Annotated in this window: 16 protein-coding genes and 1 tRNA gene; 11 read left to right on the top strand and 6 right to left on the bottom strand. The window is 63.6% G+C overall.

Features of this window, described 5'->3' with window-relative positions; translation table 11 throughout:
* Positions 1–142 precede the first annotated feature (142 nt).
* Positions 143–2068, bottom strand: coding sequence for a HAMP domain-containing methyl-accepting chemotaxis protein (locus EV664_RS12795; RefSeq protein ID WP_133496122.1), 1926 nt, complete (start codon positions 2066–2068; stop codon positions 143–145).
* A 257-nt stretch (positions 2069–2325) separates the two neighbouring features.
* Between EV664_RS12795 and EV664_RS12790 the strand changes: the two genes are divergently transcribed.
* The 11 genes from EV664_RS12790 (at position 2326) to EV664_RS12740 (ending at position 14055) form a co-directional block, all read left to right on the top strand.
* The gene (locus tag EV664_RS12790) at positions 2326–3153 is read left to right on the top strand and encodes a hypothetical protein (RefSeq protein WP_133496121.1); all 828 of its coding nucleotides are present in this window, start codon (positions 2326–2328) and stop codon (positions 3151–3153) included.
* Between the two features lie 81 nt (positions 3154–3234).
* Complete coding sequence (locus EV664_RS12785; protein ID WP_133496120.1) at positions 3235–5508, top strand: S9 family peptidase; 2274 nt, start codon at positions 3235–3237, stop codon at positions 5506–5508.
* 86 nt (positions 5509–5594) lie between these two features.
* Positions 5595–5963 carry a BlaI/MecI/CopY family transcriptional regulator gene (locus EV664_RS12780; protein ID WP_133496119.1) on the top strand — a complete coding sequence of 123 codons (369 nt, stop codon included), beginning with the start codon at positions 5595–5597 and terminating at the stop codon, positions 5961–5963.
* Entirely contained in the window at positions 5960–7525 is a 1566-nt protein-coding gene (locus EV664_RS12775) for a M56 family metallopeptidase (protein WP_133496118.1), read from the top strand. The genes EV664_RS12780 and EV664_RS12775 overlap by 4 nt, the downstream gene beginning before the upstream one ends.
* Positions 7526–7768: 243 nt before the next feature.
* Positions 7769–8626: an MBL fold metallo-hydrolase gene (locus EV664_RS12770; protein ID WP_133496117.1), complete on the top strand. Its 858-nt coding sequence runs from the start codon at positions 7769–7771 to the stop codon at positions 8624–8626.
* On the top strand, positions 8608–9360 hold the full coding sequence (locus EV664_RS12765; RefSeq protein ID WP_373287518.1) for a DUF4230 domain-containing protein: 753 nt from the start codon (positions 8608–8610) through the stop codon (positions 9358–9360). Before EV664_RS12770 ends, EV664_RS12765 begins: the two co-directional genes overlap by 19 nt.
* A 56-nt stretch (positions 9361–9416) precedes the next feature.
* Positions 9417–10427 carry a quinolinate synthase NadA gene (gene nadA, locus EV664_RS12760; protein ID WP_133496116.1) on the top strand — a complete coding sequence of 337 codons (1011 nt, stop codon included), beginning with the start codon at positions 9417–9419 and terminating at the stop codon, positions 10425–10427.
* Between the two features lie 63 nt (positions 10428–10490).
* On the top strand, positions 10491–11795 hold the full coding sequence (locus tag EV664_RS12755) for a DUF2254 domain-containing protein (protein ID WP_133496115.1): 1305 nt from the start codon (positions 10491–10493) through the stop codon (positions 11793–11795).
* 189 nt (positions 11796–11984) lie between these two features.
* On the top strand, positions 11985–12827 hold the full coding sequence (gene nadC, locus EV664_RS12750) for a carboxylating nicotinate-nucleotide diphosphorylase (protein WP_133496114.1): 843 nt from the start codon (positions 11985–11987) through the stop codon (positions 12825–12827).
* A gap of 77 nt (positions 12828–12904) precedes the next feature.
* Positions 12905–13339 carry a hypothetical protein gene (locus EV664_RS12745; RefSeq protein ID WP_133496113.1) on the top strand — a complete coding sequence of 145 codons (435 nt, stop codon included), beginning with the start codon at positions 12905–12907 and terminating at the stop codon, positions 13337–13339.
* Positions 13336–14055, top strand: coding sequence for a ribonuclease T2 family protein (locus EV664_RS12740; RefSeq protein WP_133496112.1), 720 nt, complete (start codon positions 13336–13338; stop codon positions 14053–14055). Before EV664_RS12745 ends, EV664_RS12740 begins: the two co-directional genes overlap by 4 nt.
* Before the next feature lie 33 nt (positions 14056–14088).
* Here the strand turns inward: EV664_RS12740 and EV664_RS12735 are convergent, their stop codons facing one another.
* From EV664_RS12735 to rpsA, 5 genes are all read right to left on the bottom strand, one after another.
* A complete protein-coding gene (locus EV664_RS12735; protein WP_133496252.1) occupies positions 14089–14502 on the bottom strand; it encodes a DUF4112 domain-containing protein in 414 nt (137 codons plus the stop codon).
* Between the two features lie 20 nt (positions 14503–14522).
* Positions 14523–15998, bottom strand: coding sequence for an ABC transporter substrate-binding protein (locus EV664_RS12730; RefSeq protein WP_133496111.1), 1476 nt, complete (start codon positions 15996–15998; stop codon positions 14523–14525).
* A 35-nt stretch (positions 15999–16033) separates the two neighbouring features.
* Positions 16034–16120, bottom strand: a tRNA-Leu gene (locus EV664_RS12725).
* A 60-nt stretch (positions 16121–16180) separates the two neighbouring features.
* Entirely contained in the window at positions 16181–16459 is a 279-nt protein-coding gene (locus EV664_RS12720; RefSeq protein ID WP_133496110.1) for an integration host factor subunit beta, read from the bottom strand.
* Positions 16460–16626: 167 nt separating this feature from the next.
* Positions 16627–18339: a 30S ribosomal protein S1 gene (gene rpsA, locus EV664_RS12715; protein WP_133496109.1), complete on the bottom strand. Its 1713-nt coding sequence runs from the start codon at positions 18337–18339 to the stop codon at positions 16627–16629.
* Positions 18340–18493: the final 154 nt, after the last annotated feature.

Below are 18493 nucleotides of genomic sequence, written 5' to 3'. Positions count from 1 at the left end.
AAGGCGGCAAGCGCCGCCGCGCAACGGGCGGACCCTGTTTGTCGGCCCGATCGTCGGAAAGCGGGGCATCCGCGCAGTGCCTGCCCCAAAAAAAGGCCCGGCAGCGTGAACTGCCGGGCCGGAAAGCCAGTGCTTGATTATCTCAGAATGAAGCCCAGTCGTCGTTGGAATCCACCGGAACCGCAATGGGCAGCGCGCTTACCGGGGACTGATATTCCTGTCGCGCCGTCGCGGCCTTTGGCACGGCAGGGGCGGTCCGGGTATTGCTCGGGCCCGCTGCCTTAGGCCGGGCGGACGGGGGCGAAACGCGCCGCGCCGCGGCCGCCTTGCTTCCGGTCCGGAAAGCGCCTGCCCGTTCGGCAAGGCCAGCGACCTCGTTCGACAGGTTCCGCGCGGCAGCCGATGTCTGCTCGACCATGGCCGCATTCTGCTGGGTCGAATGGTCCATCGCACCGATCGCGCTGCTGATTTCGGTGATCGCGATCGACTGCGCCTGATTGTCGCTGGCGATGTTGCCGACCAGCGAATGCACCTCGCCCACATCGTTCAGAATATCGGCGAGCGCGCCATCGACCTTCTGCACCATGTCCACGGCGGAGACGATCTCGTCCTGCGTGGTGGTGAGCTGTTCGCGCGCCCGCTTCGATTCCTCTTCCGAGCGCATGGCCAGCGCCGAGACCAGATCGGCGACCACGGCGAACCCGCGACCTGCTTCGCCCGCCCGGCCCGCTTCGACGGCTGCGTTCATGGCGAGGACGCGCGTCTGGAACGCGATCTTGTCCAACCCCTCGATCACGCTGTCGATGCCCTTGGCGCTTTCCGACACGCGGCTCATCGCCTGCGTTGCGCGATCGGCGACGTTGCGACCTTCCGCGACAGTGGAGATGGCGCCGTCCGCACGATCCACGGTGCGCTTCGCTGCCTGTGCGGTTGCACTCAGCCGGTCGTTCATCTGAGTCACTGCAGCCGAAGTCTGTTCCAGACTGGCGGCGTTCCCCTCGGTCCTGCGTGCAAGATCCTCCGACGCCGATGCGATTTCGCGCGAGCCGGTATCGATCGTAGCCGTGGTGGCCATCAGATTGAGGATCAACTCGCGCAGATTGGCGATCGCTTCGTTGAAATTGGCGCGAACCTCGCGATAAGCAGGCGGAAAGTCGGGCACGATATCGACCGTCAGATCGCCTTTCGACAGGCCGCTCAGCGAATGGCTGAGCGCGTCGACCACTTCACGCTGTTCGGCGTCCGCTTTCGCTTTCGCGGCGGCATCTTCCTTCTGGCGGCGGGCATTGTCGCGGAACACCAGGAAAGCGCGGGCCATCTCGCCGATTTCGTCGCGACGATCGGTGTTGGCGACGTCAATCGAAGTATCACCATCAGCAAGGCTGCGCATGCGCTTCGTCATATCGTCAATCGGTGCCGAAACCTGAAACCGGACCAGCGCCATGACCGCGCCGCCGATGCCGAGAAGGCCGATTGCGGAGAAAACGATCATCTGCCAGATCGTCGAGTCTGCGTTGTCTTCCAGCCGCTGGGCATTGGCTTCGACGCGCTTTTGTACCGCATCGGAGATCGTGTCGGTCGTCTCGACCGTCTTCTTGAACGGATCGAGCGAATCATGCTGCAGCACATCGGCGGCATCGTCCAGCCGCCCGGCGTACCAGAGCGGCGGAATCTTGGTATTTTCGCGCTGATAGTCAGCGATCGACGACTTCAGCGTGTCGAAATTTGCCTGCTGGCTTTCGGGAAGCAGGCCCTGTAATTCCTCGATCGAACGATCCATCGATTTGCGCGCTTCGGCGATGCTTGCCATCATCGCTTCGAAATCGTCGCGATCATGCTCGATGACGCTCGACAGCCAGATTTGCTGAATACGGTTTTGGTCGGCGCGAATATCGCCGGTCAGCGCAACCGCGCGAGTTTCGCGCTGCGCGATCGTCTGCGTGGCGTCCGCAGTCCGATGGAGAGAGACAATGCCCAGCGCCGCGATGGCCAAGGTGAGAATGGCTGAAAGTCCCACGCCGATCATCAGCTTCACGGAGATTTTCAGATTGGAAAAGAAGCTCGACATCCGGCTTTTCGCCTCCTGAGTATAGTAGTTCGAGAAAGGCCCCTCCGGGGCTTTATAGGATGCGCATCATTCGTTCTGACGCGGCGGCACCTTTTCCTGTCCGGACATGCGTCTGAATTTTCGTACAATATGGCCGTGCGGCGCGGCGCGCTGTTCCTCGCGGCCCGGACATGATTTAGACGCAATAGCGGCCTATCGCCGCTGCCTTCGCGACGATAGTTTCGGCGCATCGTCCTACCCGTGAATGCGGAGTCGCTTTGTTTCAGTCAGTGCGCGAATGGTGGGAGCGGGGCTATGCGCCGCTGCGGGAACGGTTCGGACAGCGTTTTGCAGGGCTGGTGCTTGCGCTGCTCGTCGAACTGTTGATCGCGCTGGTGCTACTGACGCTCGGCGGGCCGACGCTCTTCAAAAAGGACGATGGGCAGGCGTCGCTCAGCGTCTTCTCCGTCCCCGATAGCAGCGAGGATAGCGAGCAGGCGGACGAGGCGGCATCCGCCCCGGCTGCACCCGCACAACCCGTGCAGAAAACCGAAACTGCTGAGGCGCAACCGACTGATGCCGTGCCGCCGCCTCCCGACCGGCCCAAGCCGCCGCCGCTACCGGTGAAGAACAGCACGCAGCCATGGATCGAGCTGTCGAAGAACGACATGGCGGCCAGCGATATCGAGGCCAAGCCGTCGGCATCGCCGCCAAAAGCCGTAGCGACGAAAAAAGTCTATGGCCCGGTAGCGCCGCCGGGCACCGGCGTCGGATCGGACGATACGCCGCAGGTCGGCACCGCCCCCAATGGCGAGCCGCTATATGCCGCGCGCTGGTATCGCGAGCCCTATCCCGATGAACTGCGCGGCTTTTTATCGAGCGCGCGGGGGCCGGGCTGGGGACTGATCGCGTGTAAGACTGCGCCCGATTACCGGGTCGAGGATTGCCAGATCATCGACGAATATCCGCAAGGATCGGGGATCGCCCGCGCGGCACAGGCGGCGGCGTTTCAGTTCAAGGTGCGACCGCCGCGTGTCGGAGGCAAATCGCAGATCGGCGCCTGGGTGCGGATCCGGATCGATTACGGCATCAAACTTTCCAACTGAGCGCAATCTTCGCGACAATGCGTATACGATCTGCTTTTGTGGCGATAGGCTGATCGAATCTGCACTTAGACGGACGATCCTATGCGCGCAGCTTTCCTGATTTCCGCCACGTTGTTTTCGCTCTGCCCGCCCGGCGCTATGTCGGTGGCGGCGGCAAGCCCGACCGAACAGCAAAAAGCGGCATCGGGGACGTTATCCGTACAAGCAATTTTCGGGCCGCAGGCGGTCACCAGCCAATCGGTGCGCGACAGCCGCTGGGGCGAGGATGGCGAGAGTTATCTCGCGATCGAGGATGCGCCGGGGGGCGGGCAGGACATCGTCCGCTATCGTATCGCCGATGGCCAGCGCGCGGTCGTGGTTTCCGCCACTGCGCTGATCCCGAAGGGCGCGGACAAGCCGCTGGGAATCGACGGCTATACATGGTCGCCCGACCATCGCCTGCTGCTGATCCGGACCAATGGCCAGCGTTTCCGTCGCACCCATGCGCTCGCCGACTATTGGCTGTACGATCCGGCCGCAGGGTCGCTGCGGCGGATCGGCGGCGATGTGGCGCCGTCCAGCACGCTCTATGCCAGCTTCTCGCCCGACAGCCGGCAGATTGCCTATGTCTATCGCAACAATCTCTATGCCGAACCGGTCGCGGGCGGTGCGCCGGTTCAGCTCACGAAGGACGGCGACGAGTATATCGTCAACGGGCTGGCCGACTGGGTGTATGAGGAGGAATTCTCGCTCCATCGCGCATTCGAATGGAGCCCGGATTCGCGGCGCATCGCGTTCTGGCGCTTCGATACGCGCGGCGTCGGCACCTTCTACATGATTAAAAACACCGGCGGGCAATATTCCGAGATCATCCCGCTGCAATATCCCAAGGCCGGAACGACCAATTCGGCGGTCACGGTCGGCACGGTCGATATTGCCGACGGCGCTACCCGCTGGTTCCGGCTGGAGGGCGATCCGCGGCAGAATTATGTGCCGCAAATGAGCTGGGCGGGCGGCTCCGACGCGGTGTTCATCCAGCAATCGAACCGGTTGCAGAACACCTATAAGGTGCTGCTCGGCGATCCGGCGACCGGTGCGGTCCGTCCGGTCATGGTCGAGCGCGATGCCGCCTGGGTGGAGGCCAACGCAGCGCCCGAATGGCTGAACGGCGGCAAGCGGTTCACCTGGCTGTCGGAGCGCGACGGCTGGCGGCATCTTTACACCATCGATCGCGCGAGCGGGCGCGCCATCTTGCGCACTCCCGGCAAGTTCGATGTCATCGACCTGCTCAAGGTGGACGAGAAAGCGGGCTATGCCTGGTTCATCGCCTCGCCCGACAATCCGACGCAGCGCTATCTGTATCGCACCACCCTGACGGGCACGCCGCGCGTTGAGCGGCTGACCCCTGCGCACCAGCCCGGCACGCACAGCTATGACATCGCACCGGGCGAACATTGGGCGCTGCACACCGTGTCGCGCTTCGACGCGCCGCCAGTGACCGATATGCTCGACCTCACCCGTCAGAAGCCGCTGCGGACGCTGGTCGACAATGCGCCACTGGCCGCGCTGGTCGCCGATACCGGCCTTCCCGCAACCGAATTCTTCCGCGTCGATATCGGCGACGGCACGAAGCTTGACGGATGGCTCATCAAGCCGCCCCACTTCGATCCCGCCAAACGCTATCCGATCCTCTTCTATGTCTATGGCGAACCCTGGGGGCAGACGGTCGCCGATCGCTGGACGGGATCGCAGGGGCTGTGGCACCGCATGCTGGCCCAATCGGGCTATCTGGTCGCCAGTATCGACCCGCGCGGCACCGCGACCCCGCGCGGGCGTGACTGGCGCAAGAGCATCTATCGTCAGGTCGGTATTCTCGCCTCGGCCGATTATGCCGCAGCGGTGCGAAAGATGCTCGCGACGCGGCCCTATATCGACCCCGACCGGATCGGCATCTGGGGATGGAGCGGCGGCGGGGCGATGACGCAGAATGCGCTGTTCCGCTATCCCGATCTCTACAAGACCGGCATCGCGGTCGCCGGGCCGACCGATATGCGGCTGTACGATACCGTCTATCAGGAACGCTATATGGGCCTGCCCGAGGAGAATAAGGAGGGGTATAAGAACGGTTCGCCGATCACCTTTGCCGATCGGTTGCAGGGCAATCTGCTGCTGATCCACGGCACGGCGGACGACAATGTCCATTATCAGAATCAGGATCAGCTCGTCGACCGGCTGATCCGCGCGAACAAACAGTTCACGATGATGGCCTATCCCGACCGCACCCATGGCATTTCCGAAGGCGAAAATACGACCATCCATCTCTACACGCTGATGACGCGCTATCTGGAAACCAACCTGCCCCCCGGCGGGCGGTAATCCCCTTCGCGCATCGGTCGTTCACCGGCTATTGACTACAGGCGTAAACATGTGCGATTACGTATGTAGTCGATAAGGAGCGAGACGTGACCGAGCGGATCAGCGAAGCCGAACATGCGGTGATGGAGGTTTTGTGGGACGAAAGCCCGCTGACCGCCGCCGAAGTGGTAGAACGCATCCCGGCGGACCGCGACTGGAGCGCGAATACGGTCAAGACGCTGCTGGGGCGGCTGCTTTCCAAAAATGTGATTGCGCATGAGGCGGAGGGGCGGCGCTACCTCTATCGCCCGCTCGTTGCGCGCAGCGAATATGTCACCGGCGAATCGCGCCGCCTGATGGACCGGCTGTTCGGCGGCAGGCTGACCCCGCTGGTCGCGCATATGGCCGAACGCGACGAACTTTCCGCCGATGATATCGCCGAGATCGAAGCCCTGTTGAAGGAGCTGAAACCATGATCGCCTGGGCCGTCGAAACGCTGATCGCATCGACGCTGTTGATGCTGCTGGTGCTGGTGGTGCGAAAGCCGCTGCGCGAAGCATTGGGGCCGCGTCTTGCCTACTGGCTCTGGGCGCTGCCGCTGTTGCGGATGGTGCTGCCGCCGCTTCCCGGCAACCGGCAGTGGAGCGCGCTGTTCGCGCCGTTTCTATCGGAAGCGAGCGGCCATGAAGTGGTGATGGGCGTCATGGCGACCGATACGCTGCCGCCTGATATCGCAGCGCACGCGCCGCTGACATTGACGGTGCCCGGCGACATATCCGCGTCGGTGCTCGGCCCTGCCGATACGCCGGGCGGCGCGCCGCTCCTCACGCTGATCGTGGCGCTATGGGCGCTGGGCGCGATCGGCTTCCTCGTCTGGCACGTGCTGCGCCACCGCCATTTCTGCCGCGCGATGGTGGCGCAGAGCCGCCATGAGCGGATTCTGGCGCAAGGACGCGTGCGGATGATCGAGACCAATGCCGCGACCGGGCCGCTCGCTTTCGGGCTGTGGCGCAAATATGTCGCTTTTCCCGGTGATTTTTCCGAACGCTATGATGCGCAGGAGCGCGACCTCGCGCTGGCGCATGAGCTTGGCCATCATCTGCGCGGAGACCTGTACGCCAACTGGGCGGCGCTGATCGTACTCGCCTGCCACTGGTTCAATCCGATCGCCTGGCGCGCATTCCGGGCATTCCGGGCCGATCAGGAAATGGCGTGCGATGCGCTGGTGCTCGCCGGTCGGGCAGGATCGCTGCGCCATGCCTATGGCCGGGCGATCGTCAAATCGGCGCATGGCGGGGCGGTCTCCGCCGCCTGCCATCTGCACACGATCAACGATGTGAAAGGGAGGCTGAAGATGCTTGCACGGACAAAGGGCGTATCGCGTCGCCGGATGGCGATGGGCGGGGCCGGCATGGCGGTGCTCGCCATGGCCGGGCTGGGGCTGACCGCGTCGGGAAGCAGCGCGGCTGAGAACCTGCGCACCAGTGTCAGCAGCATGACGACCACCGAGAGCCATCCGGGCGAGGAACCGATCGCGCCGATCGCGCCGGTCGCCCCCCCAGCGCCCGTAGCTCCGGTTTCGGCCGTCCAGGCGGAGGCAGCCCCGCAAAGCGCCGAACCGCCCGCAGCTCCACAAGCGCCCGCCGTCCCCGACAATGATCTGGAAGGCGCGATGGCCGATATGCGCGCATCGATGGAGGAAACGAAGGAGGGCCTGAAGGATATTCCCCGGACCGAGGAGCGCGACTGCGGCGCAGGCACGCAGGCGGTGGAAACAACCCGGGAAAATGGCAGGGTCGTCCGCATTCTGGTTTGTCGCGACCGTATCGCGCGCATCGCCAGCGAAGCCGGTGCGGCGAAGGTACAGGCGATGCAGCACAAAAAGGTAGCGCTGGCGGCCGCGATGCAGGGACTGGTCGCAGCGCGCGCGTCGCTTGCCGAAAATGACGCGCTGTCCGCCAAAACACGGGCAGAGGCGGTGGCCGGAATCGATTCAGGGATAGCCGATCTGCGGCGTCAGCAGGCATCCGAAGACTGAGGGGGCGCAATTCCTCTTATACCAGCCTGCATCGATCCCAGGGTATGGCACCATCGTCATTGCGAGCCCCGTAGGGGCGCGGCAATCCACAACGACAGCGCGTGTCGCTGGATCGCTTCGTCGCTTCGCTCCTCGCGATGACGATCGGGTTGCGAAGCACGCTTGTCACAACATGGTGCGCACAGGGGCGAAGGCCGGGTATGCCCCTTGCGCCCGGTTGTCGCAGCGGCCATCTGATCCTGTATGAAAGACGCGCCCACCGGCCGGATTGAGCGGATCGACGCGCTGGTTACGCGGGTCCTCGCCCCCAATCCCTCGCCTTATACCTATAACGGCACCCAGACCTATCTGGTGGGGACCGACGATCTGGCGGTGATCGATCCCGGCCCGGACGATCCGCGGCATCTGGAAGCGTTGCTCGCGGCGATTGCGGAGCGTCCCGTGCGCGCCATCCTCTGCACCCATACCCACCGCGATCACAGCCCGCTGGCGCGCGAGCTTGCGCGGGCGACCGGCGCCCCGGTCATCGGCTGCGCCGCGCTGATCCTCGACGATAGCGGTCCGCGCGCCGATGCGGCCTTTGATCGCGATTATGCCCCCGACCGGGTGCTCGCCGATGGTGAGACGGTGTGCGGGAGCGGCTGGACGCTGGAGGCGGTGGCGACGCCGGGCCATACGTCGAACCATCTGTGTTTCGCGCTGCGCGAATCGAATATCCTGTTCACCGGCGATCATGTCATGGGCTGGTCCACCACAGTGGTTTCGCCCCCCGACGGCAATATGGCCGATTATATGGCCAGTCTGGAAAAACTGATGGCGCGCGACGACGCTTTGTATCTGCCCGCGCATGGCGACCCGATCGAGCGGCCGCAGCGCTTCGTGCGCGGCCTTGCCGGACATCGCAAGCAGCGCGAGGGGCAGATCGTCCGGCTGCTCGGCGAAACGCCACACAGCGTCCCGGCGCTGGTCGAGCGCATGTATGTCGGGCTCGATCCTCGGCTGGTCGGCGCGGCGGAGCGCTCGGTGCTCGCGCATCTGATCGATTTGCGCGACCGGGACCGGGTTCGGGCGGAGGGGGATGCATGGGTACTGACAGCGTGAACGAGGCGAAGGCCGAACGGCGCGGCGGCGCTATGCTTCGCGGCTGCCTGATCGTGCTGGGCGTGCTGGCGCTGATGGCCATGGCGGCGGGGGGTGCCTTCTGGGCCTTCACCCAATATCTCGACCGCAAGATCGACCCCGATCCGGTGACGATCGCCAGCGGCAGCCTTGCCGGGATGCGCGAAGAGGCGAAGCTGTCGACCTTTGCCGCACGCTATGTCGCGGTGGTGACTTCGACGCAGAGCCGGCTTGGCCTTTCCGCCAAAAAGACGCTGATCATGCCGGGCATGGTCCGGTATCAGATCGACCTTGCCAAAATCACTGACCGCGATGTCGCCTGGGATGCGCAGACCAAGACGCTGGAGGTGCATCTGCCGCCGATCGAGCTGGTCGGGCCGCAGGTCGATCTGAATGCGATGAAGGAATATGACGATGGCGGGCTGTTGCTGCGCTTCACCGATGCGGGTGAGCGGCTCGATGCCGCCAATCGCAAGGCGGGGCAGCAGGAATTGCTCAATCAGGCGCGTCAGGCGGTTCCGATGCGGCTTGCCCGCGATTCGGCGCGGCGCGCGGTCGAGCGCAGCTTCGCGATGCCGCTGCGCGCTGCCGGGATCGATGCGACCGTGCATGCGACCTTTGCCGACGAACGCACCGACAAGGATCGCGAGCGCTGGGACGTCAGCCGCCCGATCGCCGATGTGCTTGCCGATCGTAAGGACGCAACCGAGCAATAGCCTTGATCGCCGGCTCGTGCCGCGCCATGTGGCGGGGCATAAGGAGACGAATTTCCATGGACGCACGCAACGGAATGGGCGGGAGCCTGAACGGCCTCGATCTGCTGGCCGAGATCGACCGGCTGCGCAAGGAGCGCAACGCCGTCATTCTGGCGCATTATTATCAGCGGCCGGAGATTCAGGACCTTGCCGATTTTGTCGGCGACAGCCTCGATCTGTCGCGCAAGGCGGCGGACACCGACGCCGATGTCATCGCCTTTTGCGGGGTGCGCTTCATGGCGGAGACGGCGAAAATCCTCTCGCCGCAAAAGACCGTGATCCTGCCCGATATGGATGCCGGATGCAGTCTGGAGGATAGCTGCCCGCCCGAACAGTTCGCGGCGTTCCGCGCCGAACATCCCGATCATATCGCGCTGACCTATATCAACTGCTCGGCCGAGGTGAAGGCGCTCAGCGACATCATCGTGACCTCTTCGTCGGCCGAGAAAATCCTCAGCCAGATTCCGCCTGAGCAAAAGATCATCTTCGGCCCCGACCGCCATCTGGGCGGCTATCTCGCCCGCAAGACCGGGCGCCACATGCTGCTCTGGCCCGGCGTGTGCATCGTGCATGAGGCGTTCAGCGAAACCGAGCTTCTGAAGCTGAAGGCGAAACATCCCGGCGCGCCCGTCGCCGCGCATCCCGAATGCCCGGCCTATATCGTCGATCATGCCGATTATGTCGGTTCGACCAGCGGCATCCTGAAATATTCCGAAGACATGGACGGCGACACGCTGATCGTCGCGACCGAACCACATATCATCCATCAGATGACCAAGGCGAAGCCCGACAAGAATTTCATCGGTGCGCCGGGCGCGGACGGTAACTGCAACTGCAATATCTGCCCCTATATGGCGCTCAACACGATCGAGAAGCTGTATATCGCGCTTCGCGATCTGGAGCCGCGGATCGAGATGGAGGAAGGGCTTCGCCTGAAAGCGAAGACCAGCCTCGACCGGATGCTGGCAATGGCAAGCGGGACGGTGGGCATGGGCGATCTCGGCCCGCTGAAAGTCACCGGCGACTGATCGGTCCGCTCCGAAGCGTGGCGTCGGCGCGAAACCGTTTCGCCCGCGCTACGTTCTAGGCGAATGAAAGCCTGGTTTCGTCAGCTCGTCGTCCGGTTGAATGCGAGCTACTGGTTCCTGCCGGCGGTGCTCACCATCGGTGCGATCCTGTTGTCGTTTCTGACCTATTATATCGATGTCCGGCTGGGTCCCGACTGGCTGGACGCTGCCGGCTGGTTGCATGCGTCCAAGCCCGACGGCGCGCGCTCGCTGCTTTCCACCATTGCGGGGTCCATGATCTCGGTTGCGGGCACGGTGTTCGCGATCACCATCGCTGCGGTGGTCTATGCCTCGGGCAGCTATGGCCCGCGCCTGCTGACCAATTTCATGACCGATCGCGGCAATCAGCTTTCGCTGGGCGTGTTCATTGCCAATTTCACCTATTGCCTGATGGTGCTGCGCACCGTGCGCCAGCCCGATGAGGGCGGCTTTCTGATCGATAGCGGGCAGCCGGGATTCGTTCCCGAACTGTCGCTGCTCGTCGCGCTCGCGCTGACGATGCTATCGGTCGGGGTGCTGGTCTATTTCCTCCATCACGTTCCCGACAGTATCCGGATCAACAATGTCGTCGCCGCGATCGGCCGCCGCGCGCTGAGCGAAATCGATTCGCGCTTTCCCGATTCCGACGACGGTACGATGCGGATCGCGCCGTCCAGCGGCGAGGTGACGCCGGTGCGCGCAAAGCGAACCGGCTATGTCGAGGTGATCGATTTCGATACGCTGGGCAGTGTTTGCGAGGATCAGGGGATCAGCGTAAGGCTGACGGTGCGACCGGGCGATTTCGTTCATCCCGATGTGGCGATTTGCAAGGTCGAGGGGACGTTTGGCGAAGGCGTCGACGACCGGCTGCGCCGCGCCTTTGCGATCGGCGACAGTCGGACCTCGGCACAGGATATCGAATATCTGCTCGATGAACTGGTTGAGATCGGGCTGCGCGCGCTTTCGCCGGGGATCAACGATCCGTTCACTGCGATCACCTGCCTGCACTGGCTGTCGGCGGCGACGGCGTTGCTCGCGAAGCGCGACCTTGCCTGCGATTCGGACGGGCGGCCTTATGGCGAGCAGGGCGTCTATGCGCTTGCCGATGATTTCGATCATTTCGTGTCGCGCGGTTTCGGATCGATCCGCGCATCAGCGGCGGAAAGCCCGCTTGCCGCGCGGATTTTCGTTGAATCGATCCATAATGCGAGTGCGGGCCATCCCGCCGGGGGGCGCATCGAATCGCTGCGGCGCGAGGCACGGCTGCTGCTCGAACAGGCCGAAGGCGCGCTGCACGGCCCCGCGCTGGAGGATGTCCGCCGTGCGGTAGCGAAATTCACCGACGCCTGATATCGGGTATAGGGGGCGGACCCATCGCATGATCGTCATTGCGAGCCCCGCAGGGGCGCGGCAATCCAGATGCGGCGTGTGCGTCGCTCTGGATTGCTTCGTCGCTGCGCTTCTCGCGATGAGGATTGGCTTAGCGAGGCGGGCTGGGATGCCCCTTGCGTTTCGGCGCTGACCTGCGAAGGGGAGCATATGTTCGAACTCGACGGATTTGATCGCGACGCCTTTATACAGGCTGTGCTGGCCGAAGATTTGGGGAGCGCGGGCGATATTACCTCGGCTGCGGTGATTCCTGAAGACGCGGTGTTCACTGGCGTCATGGACACGCGCGATGCGATCTGCGTCGCTGGGTTGCCGCTTGCCGAAGCGTTTTTTCGCGCGCTCGATCCCGATGTGGAGATCGAAACGCTGGTCGCAGAGGGCGAACAGGTCGCGGCGGGCACCGAGCTGATGCGGCTGAAAGGCAAAGGGCGTGCGATGCTGACCGCCGAACGCTCCGCGCTCAACACCGTCCAGCATCTCTCGGGTATTGCGACGATGACGCGCGCCTATGTCGACCGGATCGCTGAGACGGGCGCGACCCTGCTCGACACGCGAAAGACGCTGCCCGGGCTTCGCGTGCTTGAGAAATATGCGACCCGCATGGGCGGCGCGACCAATCATCGCATGGGGCTGTGGGATGCCGCGATGATCAAGGACAATCATGTCGCGGTTGCCGGATCGGTGGAGGCGGCGGTGGCCCGCGCGGTCGCGGCCGGGATCGAGCGGATCATTGTCGAGGTCGACCGGATCGATCAGATCGAACCGGCGCTGGGTGCCGGCGCGACGCATCTGCTGCTCGACAATATGGACCCGGCTATGCTCGCCCGCGCCGTGGCGCTGGTCGCGGGGCGAGTGCCGACCGAGGCGTCGGGCGGGGTGCGGCTGGAAACCATTCGCGCGATCGCCGAAAGCGGCGTCACCTATATCAGCGTCGGTCGCCTGACCCAGTCCGCCCCCGCCGCCGATATCGGGCTGGATTTCTTCGCCGCCTGACGTCTATCCGGCTGCTTTCCCGCGGTGGAAAAATCGCATACAACGGCGCCCGGTTTTTGAAGGGGGAGTGGCGTTTCATGCGTCCGATATCGATCAAGCGGTTCGAAATCTTTTATCTGTTGTCCTTTGTGGTGGGACTGCTCAACATGGTCGTCGCCTGGGATGCGACGATGCAGCAAATGGCGGCTGCCGGTCCGGGGATGGAGGATTACGGTCCCGCGATCATGGTGGGCAGCGTCGCGATCGGCGCGCTCATCACGCTGCTGTTGTGGTTCTTCACCGCGCGCAAGGCGAGCAATATCGCCCGCTGGATCATCGTCATATTCTTCGCGATCAGCCTGTTCAGCAATGTCATGTCGCTCGCACGCGGCAGTTTCCCCGACGGCCTGGGCGCAGTGATCGCGATCGTTTCGCTGCTGCTCGAAGCAGCGGCGGTGGTCATGCTGTTCCAGCCTGACGCGCGTGCATGGTTCGCCAACGACGAAGCGGTCGGCGCGGATACGTTCGAATGAACCGGATCGCCGGGGCGCTGGCCGCGCTGGTGTGCGCGGCGCCGGGTGTCGCTGCGGCCCAATCCTATCAGTGCAATATCCCGGAACGGATCGCGCCGCCGCATGCCGAGGGGCCGACCCAGGGGCAGCCGCGCCGCGTGCTGCCCATCGGCGGCTATACGCTGGCGATCAGCTGGTCGCCGCAGCAATGCGCGCACCGCAGCGATATTTCGTCGAGCTTCCAGTGCGACCCGGAAAACCGCTTCGGCTTTACGCTGCACGGGCTCTGGCCCGACGGAAAGCGCGAAAATCAGTGGCCGCAATATTGCAAGGCCGCGCCGGTGCTGCCGCAAACGGTCATCCGCCGCCATATCTGCACAACGCCTTCGGCTCAGCTGCTTCAGCATGAATATGCCAAACACGGGACGTGCACCGGCATGACGCCGACGACCTATTTCGCCACATCGGCGCGGCTGTTCGGGAATCTGCGCTATCCCGATATGGCGGCGCTCTCGCGCAAACGGGATCTGACCGCGGGTCAGCTTGCCCGTGCCATCGCGGCGGCGAATCCGGGTATCACGACGCGGATGATGCGGCTGACCGCCGATAAGCGGGGATGGTTGCAGGAGGTATGGCTGTGCCTCGATACCCGGCTTCGCTATCGCGCATGTCCCGCGTTCGAAAAGAGCCTGCCCGACGATCAGCCGATCCGGATACGTCGTCCGGCAGACCGGTAAGGGTGAGGGCGGGGCAAGCTGCTCCGCCCGGACCTATCCGTCGATCACGACCGAAGAGGGATGATGCTTGTCGAGGTGGCGTTTTATGATCTTCAGATTGCGGCTGTTCGACCGGAAGAAGAAATCGGGCACCGCGCCGACCCAGGGGATCATCCCCAGCGCCCAGTCGACGCCGACATTGCCCGCCATACGCGCCATCTGCGCTTTTGACATGCCGAGGTTGCGCGCTTCCCAGATCAGGTAGCTGCCCATCGCTGCTGCGATCGTCGTGCCGCCGAACGGGACCAGATCGAGTACGACATCCAGACCCATTGTCCGGTTGATGCCGGGAATGGTGATCGAGCGCTCCAGAATATATTCGAGCCATTCGACCCGCTTTCGGATCGCGGCGGGATCGTTGCGCGACGCGGCCATGGCGCGGAAGTTCTCGCTTGTCTGTCCGCTCATCCGGGTCGGTTTCGCCATGGCTATGATCCATTCTCCTTGCGCAGGTGGTTCAACGGGTGCCATGCGCGCGAGTTCCGCTGGAACCCGCCAAGCCGGGGGCGGACGAGCGACCAGCGCAGCGGCCGTGCGAGCGGGATATATGCGGCGTCCTGCGCCAGCGCTGCATCGGCCTGCGCCAGATATTGCGCGCGCACGCCGGTATTGGTCGCGGTAACCGCAGCGTCGAGCATCGCAATGATCGTTTCGTCGCACGCGCCGCATGCGGTGCGCAGATACCAGCTCGCCCCGTCGAACGGCGCCACCGCATCGACCAGCGTCAGATCGGCCTCAGCGCTGAGCGGGACGCGCAGCACCGGCAGCCCGATCCCGTTCAATGCGGGGCCGATTCCGGTCCATAGCAGATTCGCTCCCGGCCCGTCGGGCAGGGCAATGCGCAGCGGCGGCATCGCCTCGCGCTGCTGCGCTTTCCATCGCGCGACCTGTGCCTTCGCCGCCGCTATCCGATCGTCGCGACCCATCGTGCCCCAGGGCGCCTGCGCGGGCGGGGCGGCGGAATTGAGCTGTTCGGGCAGGATGGTCTCGCTGGGGTTCCAGTCGCCCGCCACGCGATCGAGTATCGCATCGCGGTCGAGCGCCATCGCCAGCGCCTGCCGATTGCCGGGATCGCTCAGAAAGCCCTTGCGGTTACGAATCTGCAATCCGAACAACCCCTCGGCAGGGTCGATCTGCAAATCGGAATCGGAAACGCCGCTCGCCCGGGCGGTGGGCCAGTCGACAAAGGTGCCGCCCAGCACCAGATCGGAGAGATGCTCGCGATAGCGGATCAGCGCCAGCGACGCACGTTCGCCGCGCAGTCGCAGGCGGATTTGCGGTGCCGCCTCGCCGTCATCATCGCCGTCGATATCCGCGTCACTGACAGGAGCCGAGGTCAGCCGCAGTGGCGCGGTAGCGTCTTCCAGCCGGAAGGGGCCGGTACCGACCAGCGTCCTCGGACGAAAAATCGCCATTTCCGGCTGGGCGAGCAGACGGAGAAGATCGGGACGGGGGTGCGAAAGACGAATCTCGATCACCTCGGGGGTCATCGCCACGATCTCTTCGACGCTGCGCAAGAAGGGCGCGAGCGGATTACGGGATCCGGGTGCGATGACCCGGTTCAGCGCGCGTGCGACCTGTCTTGCATCAACAGGGCTGCCATCGGGCCACACCGCATCGTCGATGCGGAAGATATAGCTGGTTCCGTCGTCGATCACGATCCAGCGTTCGGCAAGGCCGGGTTCGACCTGACCGTTTGCGTCGAATCGCACGAGACCCTGCGCCGTAGCGCCCATCACCACCGAATCGGGAAATATCATCGGTCCCCGGACAGGATCGGCCCGACCGGCCGCCTCGCCGATCGCGCTTAGCACGATCGTCGAATCATCCTGGCTTTGCTGGCACCCGCTGAGGATGAGGCACAGCGCGCCTGCGGCAGCAATGCGATGTAACAGCGGCCTCATCTGCATCCCCGATCCTGGCCGACCCGGCCCGATGCTGGTGCGGACGGCGGGACTCGAACCCGCACGGCTTTTCAGCCAGGGGATTTTAAGTCCCGTGCGTCTACCAATTTCGCCACGTCCGCGTTGCGGACCTGCCAAGACGAAGGTGAGGCCGAGGTCAAGCCATTCCGATGCAAACAGCGCTACATATTGAGGCGTTCGCGCATTTCCTTGCCCGGTTTGAAATAGGGAACCCGCTTCGCGGCGACGTCGACGGTCTCGCCGGTGCGGGGATTGCGGCCCGTACGCGCATCGCGTGCGCGGGTGGAGAAGGCACCAAAACCCCGAAGTTCGACACGGCCATTTTCTGCGAGGCGACGGCTTATTTCGTCGAAAAACAGCGCAACGATCTTTTCAATATCGCCGATAGCGAGCTCGGGATTATCGTGCGCGAGGATCTGCACCAATTCGGAGCGGATCATAACCGTCCCTTCTGAAAGAGTGAAAAAAGATAACGTTTACCGAAATCGGTCCTTAGACTGATAATTTAACCTCGATCAACGTTACCTTTACGTAAACTTCGCGCAAAAAAAATGGCGCGGCAGACGTAAGTGCCTGCCGCGCCACGATTTTTAATTTTTGATCTTTATCAAGATTCTTCGCCGCCGCGCTGCTTCAGCGCTTCGCCGAGGATGTCGCCGAGCGACGCACCCGAATCGGACGAACCATACTGAGCAACCGCCTGCTTCTCTTCAGCGATCTGCATCGCCTTGATGGAGAAGGTGGGCTTCTTCGAACGATCGAAGCCGGTGACCATCGCGTCGAACTTCTGGCCGACCTGGAAGCGCTCGGGGCGCTGCTCGTCACGGTCGCGGCCAAGATCGGTGCGCTTGATGAAGCCGGTCGCGCCGTCTTCGCCAGCCTGAACCTCAAGACCCGCGTCGCGGACTTCAAGGACGTTGACGGTGACGATCGCACCCTTGTTGAGGCGGTCGCCGGTGGTGGCAACGCCAACTGCCGGTGCGCCACGCTCAAGCTGCTTCATGCCGAGGCTGATGCGCTCCTTGTCGGGTTCGACAGCCAGAACGACTGCTTCGACCTGTTCGCCCTTGCGGTGCAGGGCCAGCGCGTCCTCGCCCGAAATGCCCCATGCGATGTCCGACATGTGCACCATGCCGTCGACATCGTGGTCGAGGCCGATGAACAGACCGAATTCGGTCGCATTCTTGACTTCGCCCGACACGGTCGAACCGATGGGGTGATCTTCGGCGAACTTCTCCCACGGATTGGCCTGAGCCTGCTTGAGGCCAAGGCTGATGCGGCGCTTGTCCTCATCGACCTCGAGCACGACAACTTCGACTTCCTGGCTGGTCGAAACGATCTTGCCGGGATGTACGTTCTTCTTGGTCCAGCTCATTTCCGAAACGTGGACAAGGCCTTCGATGCCCGGCTCCAGTTCGACGAACGCACCATATTCGGTGATGTTCGTGACGCGGCCGTTCAGCTTCATGCCGACCGGATATTTCGCGCTCGCGCCTTCCCACGGATCGCTTTCGAGCTGCTTCATGCCAAGGCTGATGCGCTGCGTTTCGCGATTGATGCGGATGATCTGAACGGTGACGGTGTCGCCGATGTTCAGCATCTCGCTGGGGTGCCCGACGCGCTTGTACGAAAGGTCGGTGACGTGCAGCAGGCCGTCAATGCCGCCCAGATCAACGAACGCACCATAATCGGTGATGTTCTTGACCACGCCTTCGATGACCTGACCTTCGGTGAGCGACTGGATGAGGCCCGAACGCTGTTCAGCGCGGGTTTCCTCAAGCACCGCACGGCGCGAAACGACGATATTGCCGCGCTTGCGATCCATTTTCAGGATCTGGAAGGGCTGCGGCATGTCCATCAGCGGGGTGACGTCGCGAACCGGACGGATATCGACCTGGCTGCCCGGCAGGAACGCCACGGCGCCGTTGAGGTCGACGGTGAAGCCGCCCTTCACGCGGCCGAAGATAACGCCTTCGACGCGGCTGTTCTGCGCATATTCGGCTTCCAGCTTGTCCCAGGCGGCTTCGCGGCGGGCGCGGTCGCGGCTGAGCATCGCTTCGCCGTTCGCATTTTCGACGCGGTCGACATAGACTTCGACTTCGTCACCGACCGACAGCTCTGCCTTCTGACCCGGCGCTGCGAATTCGCGCAGCGGCACGCGGCCTTCGGATTTCAGGCCGACATCGATGATCGCCATATCGGCTTCGATACCGGTGACGGTGCCGATGACAACGCGGCCTTCAAAGCTGTCCGCATCGCCAAGGGTCTGTTCGAGCATTTTCGCGAAATCATCGCGGGAAGGATTCGCCATAGTGGCCATAGGGTCACAAATTCCTGTTCAAATCATTTTTCCGGCCAGCCGGTTGGTTCCGGCGGTCTTTTGGCCGATCTGCCGCGGCGGTCGAATACCGGTCGCGACATCCTGCGCACCGGCGCTTGGAGGAGGCGGACTCGCGGGCGATGCGAAAAATCGC

Source organism: Stakelama pacifica (assembly GCF_004361835.1).
In the GTDB taxonomy this organism is placed as follows: Bacteria; Pseudomonadota; Alphaproteobacteria; order Sphingomonadales; family Sphingomonadaceae; genus Sphingomonas; species Sphingomonas pacifica.
Note: the sequence above shows the minus strand (reverse complement) of the source record. Positions and strands in the feature narration are given on the sequence as shown.